14 protein-coding genes are annotated in these 17,085 nt (G+C 64.6%); 6 read left to right on the plus strand and 8 right to left on the minus strand.

Annotation, left to right across the window (positions count from 1 at the left end; translation table 11 throughout):
- Window positions 1-75: 75 nt before the first annotated feature.
- The 6 genes from LPB04_RS06495 (at window position 76) to LPB04_RS06520 (ending at window position 8,920) form a co-directional block, all read left to right on the plus strand.
- The gene (locus LPB04_RS06495; RefSeq protein ID WP_193687914.1) at window positions 76-1,368 is read left to right on the plus strand and encodes a nucleotide sugar dehydrogenase; all 1,293 of its coding nucleotides are present in this window, start codon (window positions 76-78) and stop codon (window positions 1,366-1,368) included.
- A 103-nt stretch (window positions 1,369-1,471) separates the two neighbouring features.
- The gene (locus tag LPB04_RS06500; RefSeq protein ID WP_193687915.1) at window positions 1,472-2,524 is read left to right on the plus strand and encodes an SDR family oxidoreductase; all 1,053 of its coding nucleotides are present in this window, start codon (window positions 1,472-1,474) and stop codon (window positions 2,522-2,524) included.
- Window positions 2,525-2,547: 23 nt separating this feature from the next.
- On the plus strand, window positions 2,548-3,951 hold the full coding sequence (locus tag LPB04_RS06505) for a TIGR03013 family XrtA/PEP-CTERM system glycosyltransferase (protein ID WP_193687916.1): 1,404 nt from the start codon (window positions 2,548-2,550) through the stop codon (window positions 3,949-3,951).
- A gap of 57 nt (window positions 3,952-4,008) precedes the next feature.
- On the plus strand, window positions 4,009-6,093 hold the full coding sequence (prsK, locus tag LPB04_RS06510) for an XrtA/PEP-CTERM system histidine kinase PrsK (protein ID WP_193687917.1): 2,085 nt from the start codon (window positions 4,009-4,011) through the stop codon (window positions 6,091-6,093).
- A gap of 17 nt (window positions 6,094-6,110) precedes the next feature.
- A complete protein-coding gene (prsR, locus tag LPB04_RS06515) occupies window positions 6,111-7,472 on the plus strand; it encodes a PEP-CTERM-box response regulator transcription factor (protein ID WP_193687918.1) in 1,362 nt (453 codons plus the stop codon).
- Window positions 7,469-8,920 carry a right-handed parallel beta-helix repeat-containing protein gene (locus tag LPB04_RS06520; RefSeq protein ID WP_193687919.1) on the plus strand — a complete coding sequence of 484 codons (1,452 nt, stop codon included), beginning with the start codon at window positions 7,469-7,471 and terminating at the stop codon, window positions 8,918-8,920. Before prsR ends, LPB04_RS06520 begins: the two co-directional genes overlap by 4 nt.
- Here LPB04_RS06520 and LPB04_RS06525 read toward each other — a convergent pair.
- The 8 genes from LPB04_RS06525 to LPB04_RS06560 form a co-directional block, all read right to left on the minus strand.
- Window positions 8,868-9,815, minus strand: a complete 948-nt coding sequence (locus LPB04_RS06525; RefSeq protein WP_193687920.1) for an acyltransferase family protein — start codon at window positions 9,813-9,815, stop codon at window positions 8,868-8,870. The two genes, LPB04_RS06520 and LPB04_RS06525, sit on opposite strands and share 53 nt — an antisense overlap.
- Window positions 9,816-9,921: 106 nt before the next feature.
- Entirely contained in the window at window positions 9,922-11,001 is a 1,080-nt protein-coding gene (locus LPB04_RS06530; RefSeq protein ID WP_193687921.1) for a polysaccharide deacetylase family protein, read from the minus strand.
- Between the two features lie 377 nt (window positions 11,002-11,378).
- The gene (locus tag LPB04_RS06535) at window positions 11,379-12,767 is read right to left on the minus strand and encodes an FAD-binding oxidoreductase (protein WP_193687922.1); all 1,389 of its coding nucleotides are present in this window, start codon (window positions 12,765-12,767) and stop codon (window positions 11,379-11,381) included.
- Between the two features lie 92 nt (window positions 12,768-12,859).
- A complete protein-coding gene (locus LPB04_RS06540; RefSeq protein WP_193687923.1) occupies window positions 12,860-13,720 on the minus strand; it encodes a hydrolase 1, exosortase A system-associated in 861 nt (286 codons plus the stop codon).
- Window positions 13,713-14,549: a hydrolase 2, exosortase A system-associated gene (locus tag LPB04_RS06545; protein ID WP_193687924.1), complete on the minus strand. Its 837-nt coding sequence runs from the start codon at window positions 14,547-14,549 to the stop codon at window positions 13,713-13,715. The genes LPB04_RS06540 and LPB04_RS06545 overlap by 8 nt, the downstream gene beginning before the upstream one ends.
- 3 nt (window positions 14,550-14,552) lie before the next feature.
- Window positions 14,553-14,813, minus strand: a complete 261-nt coding sequence (locus tag LPB04_RS06550; protein ID WP_193687925.1) for an acyl carrier protein — start codon at window positions 14,811-14,813, stop codon at window positions 14,553-14,555.
- Window positions 14,810-15,877 (minus strand): GNAT family N-acetyltransferase, encoded by a 1,068-nt coding sequence (locus LPB04_RS06555; RefSeq protein ID WP_193687926.1) that lies wholly within the window; start codon window positions 15,875-15,877, stop codon window positions 14,810-14,812. Before LPB04_RS06555 ends, LPB04_RS06550 begins: the two co-directional genes overlap by 4 nt.
- A complete protein-coding gene (locus LPB04_RS06560; protein WP_193687927.1) occupies window positions 15,874-17,061 on the minus strand; it encodes an aminotransferase class I/II-fold pyridoxal phosphate-dependent enzyme in 1,188 nt (395 codons plus the stop codon). The genes LPB04_RS06555 and LPB04_RS06560 overlap by 4 nt, the downstream gene beginning before the upstream one ends.
- Between the last annotated feature and the right edge of the window lie 24 nt (window positions 17,062-17,085).

Raw genomic sequence — 17,085 nt, forward strand, 5'->3', positions numbered from 1 at the left:
GAGGGGCTTCTAGTTCCCATGCTATATTAAATATTGGCATAATAGCAAAACTTTATTCGATATCGAAAGCTGATAATGAAAGCAGATCAGGTCGTCGCAGTAGTAGGACTGGGTTACGTGGGCTTACCGCTCGCAGTGGAATTCGGCAAGAAAGTACGGACGATTGGTTTCGACCTGTCGGCGTCAAAAATCGAGAACTACAAAAAATTCATTGACCCGACCGGTGAAGTCTCGACCGAGCAGTTGCAGGCAGCAAACAAGCTGGAAGTGACGACTGACGCGGCGCTGCTGGCGCAGGCGGACTACGTCGTCGTGGCCGTGCCGACCCCGGTCGACATCGCCCACAACCCGGACTTCACGCCACTGATCGGTGCCAGCACCACGGTCGGTAAAAACCTGAAACAGGGCGCGATCGTCATTTTCGAATCGACCGTCTATCCGGGCGCCACCGAGGAAGTCTGCATTCCGCTGCTGGAAAAGCATTCGGGAACGAAGTGGAAAGAAGGCTTTCACGTCGGCTTCTCGCCTGAGCGCATCAACCCGGGCGACAAGGAACACACGCTGACGACGATCCTGAAAGTGGTCTCCGGCGACGACGCCGAGACCCTGGAAAGCGTCGCCCAGTTGTACGAAACCGTGATCACCGCCGGCGTGCACCGCGCCTCGAGCATCAAGGTGGCCGAGGCAGCCAAGGTCATCGAAAACACCCAGCGCGACCTGAACATCGCCCTGATGAACGAACTGGCGATCATCTTCGACAAGATCGGCATCGATACCCTCGAAGTGCTGAAGGCGGCCGGTACCAAGTGGAACTTTTTACCGTTCCGCCCGGGCCTGGTCGGCGGCCACTGCATCGGCGTCGATCCGTACTACCTGACCCACAAGGCCGAGATGGTGGGTTACCACCCGCAAGTGATCCTGGCTGGCCGCCGCATCAACGACGGCATGGCGAAATTTGTTGCCGAGAAAACCGTGAAATCGATGATTTCGTCGGGCTTCCAGGTCAAGGGCGCCAAGGTCAACGTGATCGGTCTGACGTTCAAGGAAAACTGCCCGGACCTGCGCAATTCGAAAGTGGCCGACATCGTCCACGAGCTGGAAAGCTACGGCGTCGACGTGCACGTCTGGGATCCGCTGGCCGAGGCCGACGAAGCCCATCACGAGTATGGCATCACCCTGGAAAAGAACTGGGACGCGCTGCCGAAGGCGGACGCCCTGATCGCCGCCGTGCCGCATAAGGAAGTGCTGGCGATGTCGGTACCGGACTTCCAGGCAAAGCTCAACGACGGTGGCTGCTTCATCGACGTCAAGTCGCAATTCGATCAGAATGCCCTCCGCGAGGCTGGCTTCTGCGTCTGGCGCCTGTAAGTCGTCGTGCGGAATGAGCCGCCGCCTGACCGCGGCGGCTTTGTGCGTTCTGCCACCGCCCGAACTGCAGTGCGTTAGTTAATGAGAAAGTGTTGTGAAAACTGTGAATAAGATTCAAGACGTTAGGCAGCAGCTGGGCCAGCACAGCCATCACTGGCTGGTCACCGGCGCCGCCGGCTTCATCGGCTCGAACCTGGTCGAAGCCTTGCTCAAGCTCGGCCAGCGGGTAACCGGACTCGACAATTTCGCCACGGGTCACCGGCATAACCTGGACCAGGTGAAAGAATCTGTCACGCAAGAAGCCTGGACGAAATTCAATTTCATCGAAGGCGATATCCGCCTGCCCGCCAATTGTGCGCGCGCCTGCGAGGGCGTCGACTTCGTGCTGCACCAGGCTGCGCTCGGTTCGGTCTCGCGTTCGATTGACGATCCGATCACGACCAACGACACCAACGTCACCGGCTTCCTGAACATGCTGGTGGCCGCGCGCAATGCGAAAGTACGCCGCTTCGTCTACGCCGCATCGAGCTCGACCTACGGTGACCATCCGGACCTCCCGAAACGCGAAGACGTGATCGGGAACCCGCTGTCGCCCTACGCGGTCACAAAATATGTCAACGAGCTGTATGCGAACGTGTTCGGCCGCACTTACGGTATGGAGACGGTGGGACTACGCTACTTCAACGTGTTCGGCCCGCGCCAGGATCCGCACGGTGCGTATGCCGCCGTGATCCCGCAATGGGTTGCCGCGCTGATCCGTAATCAGCCGCTGCGCATCAACGGCGACGGCGAGACCAGCCGCGACTTCTGCTACATCGACAATGTCGTGCAGGCGAACCTGCTGGCAGCGATGGCCTCGCCGGAGGCGGTGAACCAGGTCTACAACGTCGCGCTCAACGAACGTACCAGCCTGAACCAGCTGTACGCGATGATGCGCGACCTGCTGCGTGAGCGCTTCCCCCATGTGGATGGGCACGCACCCCAGTATGTCGACTTCCGCCGTGGCGACGTGCGCCACTCGCAAGCCGACATCGGCAAGGCCGCCGCGCTGCTGGGCTATGCGCCCACGCACCGAATCGGCGAGGGCCTGCGCCAGGCCATGGATTGGTATGTCCACGACCTGCTGAAGCAGGATTCTCGTGCGGCATCCGAGTAAGTAAAAAGAATCAGGAGGCTGACGTGTTCAGGATTTCTAACCATTATGTGTCGAAGATCGTATCCGTCCTGCTTGTCGTGGAAGTGCTGGTGCTGCTCGGCGCCGCCTACGCGGGCGCGGCGCTGCGCTACATGGAAGTCGGCACCACGGTGACGGTTCCGTCGCTCGACCATTTCTTCACCTCGGCCGTCGCGTTCGCGCTGGCCATCGTGTTCAGCATGAGCGCCATGGGCATGTACCAGCTCGATTTCGAAGAAGGCCTGCGCCACCCGTTCCTGATGAAGCTGATGCCTTCGTTCGTGATGGGCTTCCTGATCCTGACGCTGGTGTTCTATGTCGCGCCCGAACTCTCGTTCGGCCGCAGCATCCTGGTGATCGTGTTCGCGCTGGCGGCGGTCGGCATCTTCATCGCGCGCATGATTTTCTTCAAGACCTCGGAAGCGCGCTTCCTGCAGTCGCGCATCATGTTCCTCGGCGGCGGACCGCTGGCCAAGGAATGCAGCGAACTGGCCGAGCGCGCCAACCGCTACCACCGCTACGACATCGCCGGTTTCATTCCGGCGCCGGGCGAGGAGCTGTGCGTGACGCAATCGGACCTGCTGAAAATGCGCGACGGCGATTCGCTCGTCAAACTGGCGCGCCAGTACAACGTGTCGGAAATCGTGGTCTCGGTGCAGAACCGGCGCGGCGGCTTCCCGATCAAGGAACTGCTCGACTGCAAGCTGCAGGGGCTGAAGGTCACCGACGCCGCCACCTTCTTCGAACGCGAAACCTGCCAGATCCGGGTCGATTCGATCCAGCCGAGCTGGCTCGTCTTCGGCGGTGGCTTCGACCAGAGTTTCGTGCGCATCTTCATGAAGCGCACCTTCGACCTGATTTGCAGCACGATCATCCTGGCGCTGACCTTCCCCTTGATGCTGCTGGCCGCGCTGGCCGTGTGGTTCGAAGACCGCGGTCCGGTGTTCTATTCGCAGGAACGGGTCGGCAAGGACGGGAAAAGCTTCTTCGTGCATAAATTCCGCAGCATGCGCGCCGACGCCGAAAAGGGCGGCAAGCCGCAATGGGCCGCGCAGAACGATCCGCGCGTTACCCGCGTCGGCAACTTCATGCGCAAGACCCGGATCGACGAACTGCCGCAGATCCTGAACGTGTTCAAGGGCGAGATGTCCTTCGTCGGTCCGCGTCCCGAGCGCCCATACTTTGTCGAGCAGCTGATCGAAGTGGTCCCGTACTACAATGTCCGCCACAGCATCAAGCCAGGCATCACCGGCTGGGCGCAGGTGCGCTACGGCTACGGTTCCTCGGCCGAGGATGCGCTGCAAAAGCTGCAGTACGACTTGTACTACGTCAAAAACAACAGCCTGTTCCTCGACTTCCTGGTCCTCATTAATACCTTGAAGGTGGTGCTGTTCCGCAGCGGCCGCTAATCGTCGGCTCCGCCCGCGATAACGTTACATGCCGGGCCTGCGCGCCCGGCTGCGCACATGGATAGTGTCTCTCTCACCAGTATCGCCACCTACAGCTACGGCCTCGCGGCCGTCGGCTTCCTGCTGCTGGGCGTGCCGCTTCTGACGAGCTGGCGCGGGCGGGCGCACGGCCCGCTGCTGGTGGCGGCCTGCCTCATCTCGGCCTTCTGGGCCGCCTCCCTGGCCTGGGCCGCCACCGACCTGCTGATGTGGACCGACCTCTCCGACGGCTTCGAGGTGGCGAGGAATGCCGTCTGGTCGCTGTTCCTGGTCGTCCTGCTGGGAGACTGGCGCGCGCCCGGCAGCCGGCTGCCGCTGAAGCTGCGGCCGGCCCTGTTCGCGGCGGCCGTCTGCTACCTGGTCGCGCTGGCCGCGGCCAGCCTCGGCTACTGGGACCTGGCCCTCCTGGAAAGCGTGCTGCCGGTGACGGTGCGCGTGGTGCAGGCGGTCGGCGGCATGCTGTTAGTGGAACAGGCCTACCGCAACAAGACCACCCAGGAACGCTGGGCCATTAAATTCGCCTGCCTCGGCATCGGCGGCATGTTCGCCTACGATTTTTATTTGTACAGCCACGCGATGCTGTTCCGCGAAGTCGACCCCGACATCTGGGCCGCGCGCGGCGTCATCAATGCGCTGACGGTGCCGCTGCTGGCGCTGTCGATGCGGCGCGCCAAATCGTGGCGCTCGCCGCTGGCGGTGTCGCGCCGCGCGATGTTCCACTCCGCTGCCCTGTTCGGCTCGGCCATCTACCTGCTGGCGATGGGCTCGGCCGGCTACTACCTGCGCTATTTCGGCGGCAGCTGGGGCACGGTGATGCAGGTCACCTTCCTGTTCGGCGCCTTGCTGCTGCTGGCCGGGATCCTGTTCTCGGGCACCTTCCGCGCCTGGCTGAAGGTGTTTATTTCCAAGCATTTCTACAGCTACGGCTACGACTACCGCGAAGAGTGGATGCGCTTTACGCGCACGCTTTCCGAAGCGGGGCCGAACCTGGGGGAACGCACCGTACAGGCCGTGGCCGCCCTCGTCGAAAGCCCGGGCGGAGCCCTGTGGCAGCGCCGTGAAGCGGGCCGCTTCGAGCCGGTCGCGGCCTGGGAAGTGCCGCTGCCGGACGTCGCCGAGCCCGCCGACTCGGCCCTGTGCCGCTTCCTCGAATCGACCCAGTGGGTGATCGACCTCGGAGAGTACGCGGACGACCCGGACAAATACGAAGGGCTCGTGCTGCCCGAGTGGCTGCGCGATTTTCCGCGCGGCTGGCTGGTGGTGCCGCTGATGATGGGGGCAAATAAACTGTTCGGCTTCGTCGTGCTGCATACGGCGCGCAGCCCCGTCAAACTGAACTGGGAAGTGCTGGACTTGCTCGAGATCGCCGGCAGCCAGGCCGCCAGCTACCTGGCCCAGCAGGATGCGGCCGACGCGCTGATGACGGCGCGCCAGTTCGAATCGTTCAACCGCATGTCCACTTTTGTGGTGCACGACCTCAAGAACCTGGTTTCGCAGCTGTCCCTGATGAATGCGAACGCGGAAAAGCACAAGAACAATCCCGAATTCCAGGCCGACATGCTGGAAACGGTATCCTTGTCCGTGCAGAAGATGCGCCTGATGTTGCAAAAGCTCTCGCGCATCGACGTCCAGGAAAAGCCGGTGCCGCTGGCGGTGGACCAGGTGGTGCGGCAGGCGGTGGCCAACAAGGCGGCCTTCGAGCCGCGCCCGCAGCTCGACCTGCGCGACACCGGCCTGCGCGTGCTGGCCGACCGCGAGCGCCTCGAGCGCGTCGTCGGCCACCTGATCCAGAACGCGATCGAAGCCACGCCGAAGGAGGGCAGCGTCACCATCGGCCTCTACCAGGATGGCGAAGCGGTCCGCATTGAGATCACCGATACCGGCGAAGGCATGAGCGAAGAGTTCATACGCGAGCGCCTGTTCAAGCCCTTCGAGTCGACCAAGTCGGCCGGCATGGGCATCGGCGTGTTCGAGAGCCGCGAATACATCAATGAGCTGGGCGGGCGCCTGGAAGTATCCAGCAAGCCGCTGTCCGGCACCACTTTCAAAGTCATCCTGCCCCTGTACAAGCAGGATGCGCTGCTCGTCGACCGTGCAGCCTGACCCGAGGATTTACCACTGTGACCCAGACCAAACAGAAACTCCTGATCATCGAAGACGACCCCGGCCTGCAAAAGCAGCTGAAATGGAGCCTCGACGCCTATGACGTCGCCGTCGCCGGCGACCGCGAAGCCGCGCTCGCGCAGATCCGGCGCCACGAGCCGGCGGTGGTGACGATGGACCTCGGCCTGCCGCCCGATCCGGACGGCTCGACCGAGGGTCTTGCCACCCTGCAGCAGATCCTGGCGCTGGCCCCGGACACGCGCGTCATCGTCCTGACCGGCAACCAGGACCATGCGAACGCCGTGAAAGCGATCGGCCTCGGTGCCTACGACTTCCACCAGAAGCCGTGCGACCCCGAGGTGCTGAACCTCGTGATCCAGCGCGCCTTCTTCCTGCACGACCTGCAGCAGCAAAACCGCCGCATGCAGAGAGAGCAAGCCTATTCGCCGATGGCCGGCGTGATCTCGCGCGCGCCCTCGATGCTGAAAATCTGCCGCAACGTCGAAAAGGTCGCCCCGACCTCGGCCTCGGTGATGCTGCTCGGTGAATCGGGTACTGGCAAGGAAGTGCTGGCGCGCGCCGTGCATGCATTGAGCCCGCGCGCAAAAGAGCGCTTCATGGCGATCAACTGCGCGGCGATTCCGGAAAACCTGCTGGAAAGCGAATTGTTCGGCTACGAGAAGGGCGCGTTCACGGGCGCGGCCAAGCAGACCAAGGGTAAAGTCGAACTCGCCCACGGCGGCACCTTCTTCCTCGACGAAGTGGGTGACTTGCCGATGCCGCTGCAGGCGAAACTGCTGCGCTTCCTGCAGGAGCGCGTGATCGAGCGCATCGGCGGCCATGAGGAGATCCCGGTCGACGTGCGCATCGTCTGCGCGACCCACCAGAAACTCAAGGAACTGTGCGCCACCGGCCGCTTCCGCGAAGACTTGTATTACCGCCTGTCCGAGATCGTCGTGACGATCCCTCCGCTGCGCGAGCGCGAGGGCGACGCCGCCCTGCTGGCCCACCATTTCAAAAATAAATTCTGCGCCGCCGAAGGACGTGCATCCCTGCATTTCGCACCCGATGCGATTGCCGCCATCGAAGCCTATCCATGGCCGGGCAACGTGCGCGAGATGGAAAATTATATTAAGCGCGCCGTGATCATGGCCGACGGGAATACCATCGTCGCCGACGACCTGGGCCTGCCGGGCGAGGGCCTGGAAGAAGAGCCGATCAACCTGCGCCAGGTGCGCGACGAGGCCGAGTACAAGGCCATCGTCAAGGCGCTGGCCCGGGTCGACGGCAACATCGTCAAGGCCTCGGAGATCCTCGGCATCAGCCGCCCGACCATGTACGACCTGATGAGCCGTCACAACATCAAGACCGGCGCATGAAGTTCATCAAGCTGCTGGCCGTGCCGCTGGTCCTGGCGGCGGCCGGCGCGGCGGCGGGTTTATATTACCTGCAGTCGCAAGGCGTCACGCCGCGCGCGCTGGCACCGTATCTCCTCAAGCGCACGGGCGGCCACAACCCCCTGGTCGAAGGCGCCGGCCGCTTCGCCTCCGGCACCTTGCTCGCGCTCGACCGCGGCCAGGCCGGCCCGTATGTGCCGCCGGCGCTGCTGCTGGGCGCCCAGCCGGAAAGTCCGCCGGCCCCCGCCGGGCGCGAGCGGCTGGTGGCAAGCGTCGACGAGGTGCGGCGCGCAATGGCCGATGCCGCGCCTGGTGACGTGATCACCTTGCTGCCCGGCGAGTACACCGTACGCGCCACCCTGTACGCGGGCAGGCCCGGTACGGCCGCCGCTCCGATCCTTGTACGGGCCGCGCGCCCGGGGACGGTGGCAATCAATGTTGCTGTCGGCGAAGGGGTGACGGTAGCGGCGCCGTACTGGCGTTTCGAAAATCTGAGCTTGCGTGGTGTCTGCGCCGAAGATGAATATTGTGACCACGCCTTTCACGTAGTCGGCGCTGCCCACCATTTTACGGCCCGCAACAACACGATCCGCGACTTCAACGCCCACTTTAAAATCAACGGCGAGCGCAGCACCTTCCCCGACCACGGCCTGATCGAATCGAACACCCTGAGTAACGCGGCGCCGCGTAAAACATCGCGGCCCGTCACGCCGATCGACCTGGTCGCCGCCAGCGACTGGACCATTCGTGCCAACCTGATCCAGGACTTCGTCAAGGCCTGGGGCGACCGCACCAGCTACGGCGCCTTTGCCAAGGGCGGCGCCGCGCGCACCGTCTTCGAGCGAAACGTGGTGCTGTGCGAGGCGCTGCTGGCCAGCCAGCCGGGACAGCGCATCGGCCTCTCGTTCGGCGGCGGCGGCACCGGCAAACCCTATTGCCGCGACGCGCGCTGCATTACCGAGCACGACGGCGGCATCATGCGCGCCAACCTGATCGCCGGCTGTTCGGATGTCGGCGTCTACCTCAACAGCGCAGCCGGCACCCAGCTGGTCGACAATACCGTGCTCGACACGGCCGGGGTGCAGGTACGCTTCCCGACCAGCAGCGCTACCCTGGAGGGCAACCTGGTGGACGGGCCCCTGCGTTCGGATGAGGGAGGGGTGCTGCGCGCCGGGGACAATCTGGCGACCGGTATCGGCTGGCTTTATCTGGGAAGGCATCCGCAGCGGCAGTTGTTCGCGGATCCGGCACGGCTCGATTTGGAATGGCGCGGCGAGGCGCCGCAGCGCGACGCGGGAGCGTCCGCAGCCGGCCTGTGTGGAGCACAGCGGCAGGCGCGGCGGGCCTACGGCGCGGCTGACGATTTCCGCGCCTGCTTCAGGCGGAGCGCTCCAGATGCCCGTCACCTTCTTGCGCAACCGCTGCCGTAACAAGCTTGTCCGGCTTGTTTTTGAAGATCCGCGCAACCAGATAATTGCCTGCACGATTAAGGACGATGGCAGCGGCGACGATCACGACAAGGCTGAGAAGGAAATCGATGATCGGATTGCCGCTAGGATGGACAAACAGGTAGCTGTGGATCAGGTAAATTTCTAGCAGGCAGGCTTCAAGCGGGACCAGAAAACGCAGGGAGGCCAGCCGGAGACCCGGATGCGTCAATCGTAGCGATATCGCCAACGAACATGCAAAGAGCAGGATCCCGTTGAGCGCGCGAAAACCGAAGAACATGTTCAATACGGCGATCGACAGCGGCAACGCGATCAAGGCGCCATTGAGCAGCGCGACATTGGTGCGCAGGCGGTTCACGCCCACATAGGTCCCGATGAGAAATCCCAGCATGGTCAGCCATAGGGAGAAGCCGAATTTGACCGTATGGTCGAGCGCAAGCAATGCGATGGTGGCGATTGCCATGGTCACGGTCGTGCGCGGGGAGGCGATCAGGCGGCGCGCCAGCAGCGGGTAGGCGGCATAAAAAAACAGGAGCAGGGTGAAGAACCATAGGCCGGCCCCAAGTGCGCTCATGCTCGGTCCGAACAGGTTCAGCACACCGGACAGGCCAATAAAATGCACGATGGTGTGCCAATGAAGGATGTCGCGGCCTTGCACGATGAGGAGCATGGTTAGGACGCTGAGGATCAGCCAATAGCGCACTCCCAGGCGACGCAATTTCTTGTTCCAGAAAGCGCCGACGTCAAGGTCCACGCCGTTCAGGCGTCCCGTAAAGAAGGCGGATGAAAAGCCGAACACGAACAGCGCGACGGTCGACAGAATCCAGATGGGGCTGTCTTTGAACCAGTGATCGGCGACGACGATAAAAATCGACATGACCTTCGCGATCGAAAAATTTTGACTGACTGTCTTATCCATATTCGACCGCAATGAAAGGCGCGTGGCCTGTTATAAAAATAAAGTTAGCGAGCTCCGTCTGACCCTACCTGCCTTGCAGAGTTTTCACATCCTCGGGTAGCGCGTTCCGACCGGCTTTCCCGTACTGCTGTGCGAGTTTCCACTTGCCGATACGGTCGTTGGCAACCTGCGCCACCATGCGCGGCACGGTATGCCAGAGCCGTCCCTTCAGCAGCTTGTTCTCGGAAGCCTGGGCGGCGGGAATGGCATCGGCGGCGCTTGCGAGGCCACAGGCATCGAAGCGGTCGCTGTTTTCCTGCAGGAACTCGCATAGCTTGCGCAGGCGCCCCTGGGTCAGGCGGTCAGGCCTTGTCTGCGTGAAGGCCAGGTCGCGCTTCTGGACGAATTCGAACGGATGGGTCAGTACGACGACCAGCGGGATGCCTTCGCTCCTGGCCTTCTCGAGCAGGCGCCGCGTTTCGGCAAAGCTCGAGCCGGCGATGGTCAGCGACTTGATGTTTTGTTTCGGGCCGATCCGCCAGTCCGAAAACGACAGCACCGGGTACTCCTTGACGCCGTGCCGCTGGTGCTGGCCGCTGAACAGGCGGTAATCCGGATTGCCGCTGTCATGGATCGCCACGCCGATGTTCGAGCTGTAAGTAATGCCGGTTTGAGCCAGAGCCTGGTACAAGCCGTCGCCATGGTGGAGGTTGCCACTACGGAAAGCGCGGGGACGGGGAATGCCCCATTCCTTGAAGGTGTCGATGCCTTGATCGATGAGCTTGACGGTGGCTTCGATGCTGTGCTGGCTAATATCGTCGCTGATGCGTTCAGCACGCGGCGTGTTGCGCCAATCGCTGTTCTGGAAATTCGTCCAGCAGGGATGGGCGTGCAGCTGCACTTCGTGCCCCGCGGCATGGAGTTGCTGCGCGATCGGCCGCATCGGGTCGTGCTTGAAATAATGGCGGTGCTGTGTGTCGACGAAGAAGGTCGCCTGGATATCGTAGCGGCGGAAGGTATCCAGCATGAAGCCCAGGCCTTCCGAGCGGCCATCGACATTGCACCAGACGAGCGGTTCGGCAACCGGCTGTTTTGTTTTGTCCGAGAAGGCACCGGCGATGCTGAACTCGGTGTCGATCGTGATGCAGACGCGCGTGCGTGCCACTGGGAGTTTCATGCGATAGGAGTTGACGTGGTTATGCAGCGGGAGTTGCCTGAGCCGACGCGATTTCAGGCTTAACAATCTGAGGATCGACGTTCAAAGACCCAATATCGGTAAATCTACTCAACAGTAGGAAAAATCCTACATTGAATTTGGCATAATTGCCAGATGTATTTACGTATGGATGGCTTAATACAACAGAATCAAGTGCACCATTGGCAGCGCGCTGGATCCCCTGTGTCGCGTGTACTGGCTGAGCGATGGGCGCCCGAATGCATGTGGGGCAGGCGGACAGCTTGCTGCCGATACCGCCTGCGTAAGGGTTGTGTCGAAACAAACGCAGCAGAGGCGGCGCTGGTGTGGCAAGTCTCAGCGGCGCCTCAAGCGTCCGGCCGGATGTTCTGGTTGGTGCGGAACAGGTTGTCCGGATCGTATTTCGCCTTGATCTGCCTGAGCCGCGCGTAGTTCGGGCCATAGGCTTCGGCGATGCGGTCGACTTCGTCCTCGTTCAGGAAATTGATGTAGACGGTGCCGGCGGCATGGGGCGCCGCGGCCTTGAAAAATTCGCGCGCCCAGGCCAGGCAGGCCGCATCCTGCGCCGCTTCTTCCCAGCGCGTGTGCACGTTCATCGCATACAGCGCGGCGCGGTGCGGATAGGCCATCTCGTCCGGGGCGTGGGTATTCGCCGCGCCGCCCAACAGCCCGAGAAAAATTTCGCTCTGCGCGGACGGCAGCTTGCCGGCATAGTCGACCACGACGTCGATGGCCGCGTCCGACAGCGTATTGAAATTGTGCGACTTCCAGTAATTGCGTGCCGGCGGCACCAGCAGTGGATCGAAGGCCTGCTGCCAGGCGCTGTAGGGCACGGCGCCGACGTGTTCGCCCAGCGGGTTGCCGAAACTGCGCACCGTGTCGAGCGCAGCCTGCACCTGTTCGGGCGGCTGCGGCGAGAAAAAGGCGAGGGCGACGATCCCGGTGCCGTGCACCGACTCGGGCAGGAAGGGCAGTGGCGGCGCGCCGCGCAGCACGGCCCAGACGGATATGTTCTCGTCCAGCGCCTCCACATAGTCGCGGTAGTTGCGCAGCAGGGAACGCGCCTGCGCGAAGGGGAAGACGATCAGGCCGGCGGTGACCAGGGGCCCCACCTGGTGCAGCGCGAACTCGAAGGTGGTCACCACGCCGAAATTGCCGCCGCCGCCGCGGATGGCCCAGAACAGGTCGGGGTGATTGTCGCTGTCGATGTGCAGGCGCTCACCGCTCGCGGTGACGATGTCGGCCGCGACCAGGTTGTCGATGGCGAGACCGTGCCTGCGCGTCAGCCAGCCGAAGCCGCCGCCCAGGGTCAGGCCGCCGACGCCGGTGGTCGAGTTGATGCCGAGCGGCGTCGCCAGCCCATAGGCCTGCGCCTCATGGTCGACGTCGCGCAGCAGCGCGCCGCCCTCGACCCAGGCCCGCATCCTGTGCGGCGCCACCTGCACCGAGCGCATGCCGGACAGGTCGATCACCAAACCGTCGTTCACCAGGGCGCTGCCGGCGATGTTGTGGCCGCCGCCGCGCACCGCCAGCGGTATTCCGTGCTCGCGCGCGAAATCGACCGCCGTGCGCACGTCGGCCGCGCCGGCGCAGCGCACGATCATGGCCGGGCGCTTGTCGATCATCGCATTCCAGATCGTTCGCGCCTGGTCGTAAGCCGGCTCGCCCGGCAGCACCACGCTGCCCCTCAGCTTGCCCTGCAGTTCCTCCATCTCGCTGACCGCTACGGTACCCATCACGCACCTCCGCTTTGGTTCGTTAACCAACTTTCAGGATAGGAAAACGAAGGCGATATGCAAGGGGAGCCGGCGCCCGGCTGGCGTTCAGCTCACCAGCTGCGCAGCCAGTCGCGGGTCCAGCTCGACACCTGGTCCTGCCAGGGCCGGCGCGAGAAGGTGTGGTCCGCCTTGTCGATCTGCTGGCGCGTAAAGCGCGGCGTACCCAGCAGGCGCTGCCAGGGGCCGGAACGGTGCGAGAGCGCGGCGAATTCCTGGGCCGTGAGGTCGGCCCCGCTGAGGACGACGAGCACGCGCCCGCCAAAACGGGTCAGTGCGCCCTGCATGCGTTCCGGCAAGGGCGCGCCGTCGCGGGACGCAGCCGTGCCGGCGTCCAGCTTCGGTCCGAACGCCTTGCCGACGTTGTCCCACAGCGAACGGACCGAGTCCTTGACATCGAACTGGCCGCTGCCGATCTTTTTCCACAGGCGCGCGTCGAACAGGCGGTCCTTGTAGTAGTGCTTGATGGTGGCGCGCGCCGCCCCTTCCTCGGTGCGGACCCAGGGGTTCAACAGCACCAGCCCGGCCACGCGCGGATCCTGCGGCGCGTACATCGCAGCGGCCGAGGCGCCGTCGCACAGCCCCCAGAGCACGATTTCGGAGAGGCCGGGGACTTCGGCCACAAAACGGTCGATCGCCGCCCGCAGGTCGTCGTCGACGTTTTCGAAATTTTGCAGGTCTCCCTCGCTGTCGCCCATGCCGCGGTAGTCGAAGCGCATGGCCGGGATGCCCGCATGGGCCAGGTCGCGCGCGAGCAGGGTGAACTGGCGGTGGCTGCCGGCGCGGTATTGCGGGCCGCCGACGACGATCAGCACGCCGCGCGACGATGGCCTCGCCGCCGCCTGCGGCAGGCTCAGGATGCCGTACAGCCAGGCACCGCGGCAGGAAAAGGCAATTGCGCGTTCCTCAGGCATCGGGTGTCTCCAGGCGGGCCAGGGTTGCCTCGATCAGGGCCGGGCAATCGATCGTTTCGGGCGCCGTCCAGAATTGCGGTCCCTGGACCGGGACCAGGTCGACCCGGCTGCCCTGCAGTCTCCAGGTATCGGCCACGCGCACCGCGGCCGGCGGCAGCGGGCGGCCGGCGGCTGCCGTGACTTCGAACCAGCTGATCGGGCAGCGCGGGCCGAGCGCGCGCGCATCGGCCGCGTCCAGGCCCGCGGCCAGTTGCGGATTCAGGGTATAGCCCGCGATCTCGAGCGCCTCGTCGGCGGCCAGCGCTTCGCGCAGAGCTTCGGTGCCGCCGCTGTCGCTGCCGCCCGCCAGCAGTTCTCCGGCCAGGCGCAAACGTAAAAAGCCGTTCAGGTAGCCCGAGCCGTTGGTGACCGGCTGCCACAGCAGCAGGCGCTCCGGCGCCACGGCCGCCGTTTGCGCATGCACGACCGCGAGCAGGGCGCCGACGCGCAGGCCCCACAGGCCGGCCGTGCGGCCGAGGCGTTCCTCGATCCAGGCGCGTCCCTGCGCGACGTCGCGCAGCCAGCCGTCCCAGGTCGCGTCGCCGAAGTCGCCGGCGCTGTCGCCGCAGCCGTGCAGATCGAGCAGCAGCACGCCGATGCCCTGGTTCGCCAGCGCACGCGCGCCCAGCGCGGCCATGCGGCGCGAACGGTTCATCTCTTCGGCAAACGGGTGCACGTAGACCAGCGCGCCGCGGCATTCCCCGCGCGGCGCGTGGTACATGCAGAAACGCGGTCCGTCGGGCGTGTCGAGGAAGAACGCGTCGGCGTGCGCGTGGCCGGGGTCGCTCATGCCTTAGTTGGCACCGTCGTCGGCGCGCTCGGCCACGAAGGCGGCCAGGCTGCCGAGGGTGGCGAAGGTGCTGGCGCTGATGTCGTCGTCGTCGACCATGATGCCGAAATGTTCTTCCATTGCGCCGATCAGGGTGACCACCGCCATCGAATCGAGTTCCGGCAGGCTGCCCAGCAGCGGCGAATCGGCATCCAGCGATTGTCCGGCCGGGCCGAGGTTCAGCACGTCGATCAGCAGGGTTTTGACTTCTTCAAGGTACTTCATAAGCTCGTCGTCGTTGTGTTGGCGGGGCGGGAACCCAGCTTGGTGCGGGTGTCCAGCAGCGTGTGCAGGCGTTTCACTCCCGGCCAGCGGTAATAGTTAACATGGTACAGAGTGCGTACCTCTTCCGTCCAGCGCGTATGCCATTCCATCACGCGGCCGTAGAACTCGAGCCGTTCGAAACGGCCGGCGTCGAACAGGCGCCGGGTCGCTTCCTCGCGCATCAGGAGGGTCGGCGACAGGTTCGAAGGCACGCTCTCGTCATATGCCGTCTTCAGCACGACGATGCTGGCGCCATCCTCGACGCACAGGTCCATCGCGACCAGCTGCTCGCCGAAATAATAGCGGTAGACGCTGGCGGCAGCGCGCGCCGCCATCGCTTCCAGCATGGCGCGATAATAACGGCCCTGGGCATTCTCGCTGCTGACCGCCGTGCCCTCGCTTCCCTTCCAGCCCGTGGTTTCGAGGCGCCCGTAGTCGGCCACGGCCTGCGCCATGGCTTCTGGTGCGCGCTCGATGACCATCCTCGTCGCGATGCCTTCGCGCTCCAGGCGCGCGCGCTGTTTTTTCAGGTTGCCGCGCAGGTTTTTTCCGCGCGCGTTCCAGTAATCCTCGAAGCTGCCGGCCAGGGTCACGCGCGCCGTGTCGATGTAGTCGAGCGTGCGGGTGCAGGGTCCCTCGGCCGGGCGCGGAACCAGCATCGGGTCCATCTGCGTCAGCGCCAGCAGCAGCGGGAAGCCGGGCAGCGCGCCGAGCAGGCCGCGCGCGAGCGTCGCGGTGTCGCGGCCGTCCTCCTGCAGCCACAGCCCGACCGGCGCCTGCGCCGGCTGAAACGTGCTCCAGGCGCCGCGCCGGCTCGGGTGCACGATCGCCATGGTGCATACCGTGCCGCCATCGTGCAGGCAGGCCAGCAACTCGTCGCCGCGGCCGAACTGTTCGATCAGCGGCGCGACGAATTCCGCCGCCAGCAGGGCCGAGGCGTGCGTGGGGGCGAGCGAAGCGTGCAGCCGCGTCCAGTCGCCGCTGTGGCGCGCGAACTCGCGCGCCGGATAAAGCGTCCAGCTCATGGCGCCACCGCCTCGCGCAGGCGCGCCGCCAGCCAGGACATTTCGCGCTCCGTGAGCTCCTGGTGACAGGGCAGGGCCAGCACGTGTTCGGCCAGCATCGCGCTGTTGGCGCAGGTGGCGGCGTCGACACCTTGCCACTGCGGGGTGCCGAAACGGGTCAGCGGCACGCCCAGCGCCTGCAGGCGTGCGAACAGGCGCCCGGGGTCGTCGGCCAGCAGCGGAAATACCCACGGGCAGGCGCCGTCGGGCAGGCGCGGATGCAGCGGGCGCACGCCGGGTAAGCCCTGCACGGCCGCTTCCAGGCGCAGGTAATGGCCGCGGCGCAGGGCGGCGATGCGCCCGGGCGCGGCCAGTGTCAGCATGGCGCGCGCGAACAGCGACGAGCGTTTATCTACCCAGGCCGGGTCGAAATTGAAACTGCTGTCGGAGGAGTCGGGCGCCAGTGCCGGGGCAGCGCCACCGCGCCTGCGCTTGAACAGTCCCCATACCGCGCTTTTCGCGCGCAGCGGCAGGGACAGGGCGGCGCGCACGGCCGGCAGGCGGCCGTACATGAATCCTTTTTCCAGGGAATTCAGGGCCACCTTGGCCTCGAAGCCGGCGCCGGCCGAGTGCAGGACGATGTGATCCAGGCTGTGGCGCGCCGATACCAATGCGCCGCCCTCGTAGATCGGCAAGAACTTCATGCTGCTGGCGATGGCGTAATTTCCCCAGGCGCCGACCGGGCGTCCGCCTGCCTCGCCGATAAAGCAGTGGGCGCAGTCTTCGATCAGGGCGATGCCGTGTGCATCGCACAGGGCGCGGATCGGCGCCATCTCTTGCGGGAAGCCGAAATAATGGGTGACCATCACGGCACGCACGTCGGGAGTGATTTTTTCAGCGAGGTCCCGCAAATCGACCGCGGCATCGGCGTGCACCCGATAAAACACGGGTTCGGCGCCGCGCCAGAGCACGGGAGGAATCATCGAGGCGCTGTGGTAAGCGGGCACCAGCACCCGCTGGCCCGGCTGCACGCCGATTTCGCGCAGCGCCAGCGCAATCGCGACGCGCCCGCTCGTCACCAGTTTATAGTTGCCGGCGTCGAGCACGGTGCGCGCAGGCGCTGCGGCCGCGCGCCGGAACGAGGACGCCGACAGGATCGGCGCCAGCGGAATCAGGGGCCGGACGGGTGACGGGTTCGCGCGCATCCGGCCAGTATAAACCGGGTGTTG

The sequence above is a fragment of the Massilia litorea genome (assembly GCF_015101885.1).
GTDB lineage: Bacteria > Pseudomonadota > Gammaproteobacteria > Burkholderiales > Burkholderiaceae_D > Telluria > Telluria litorea.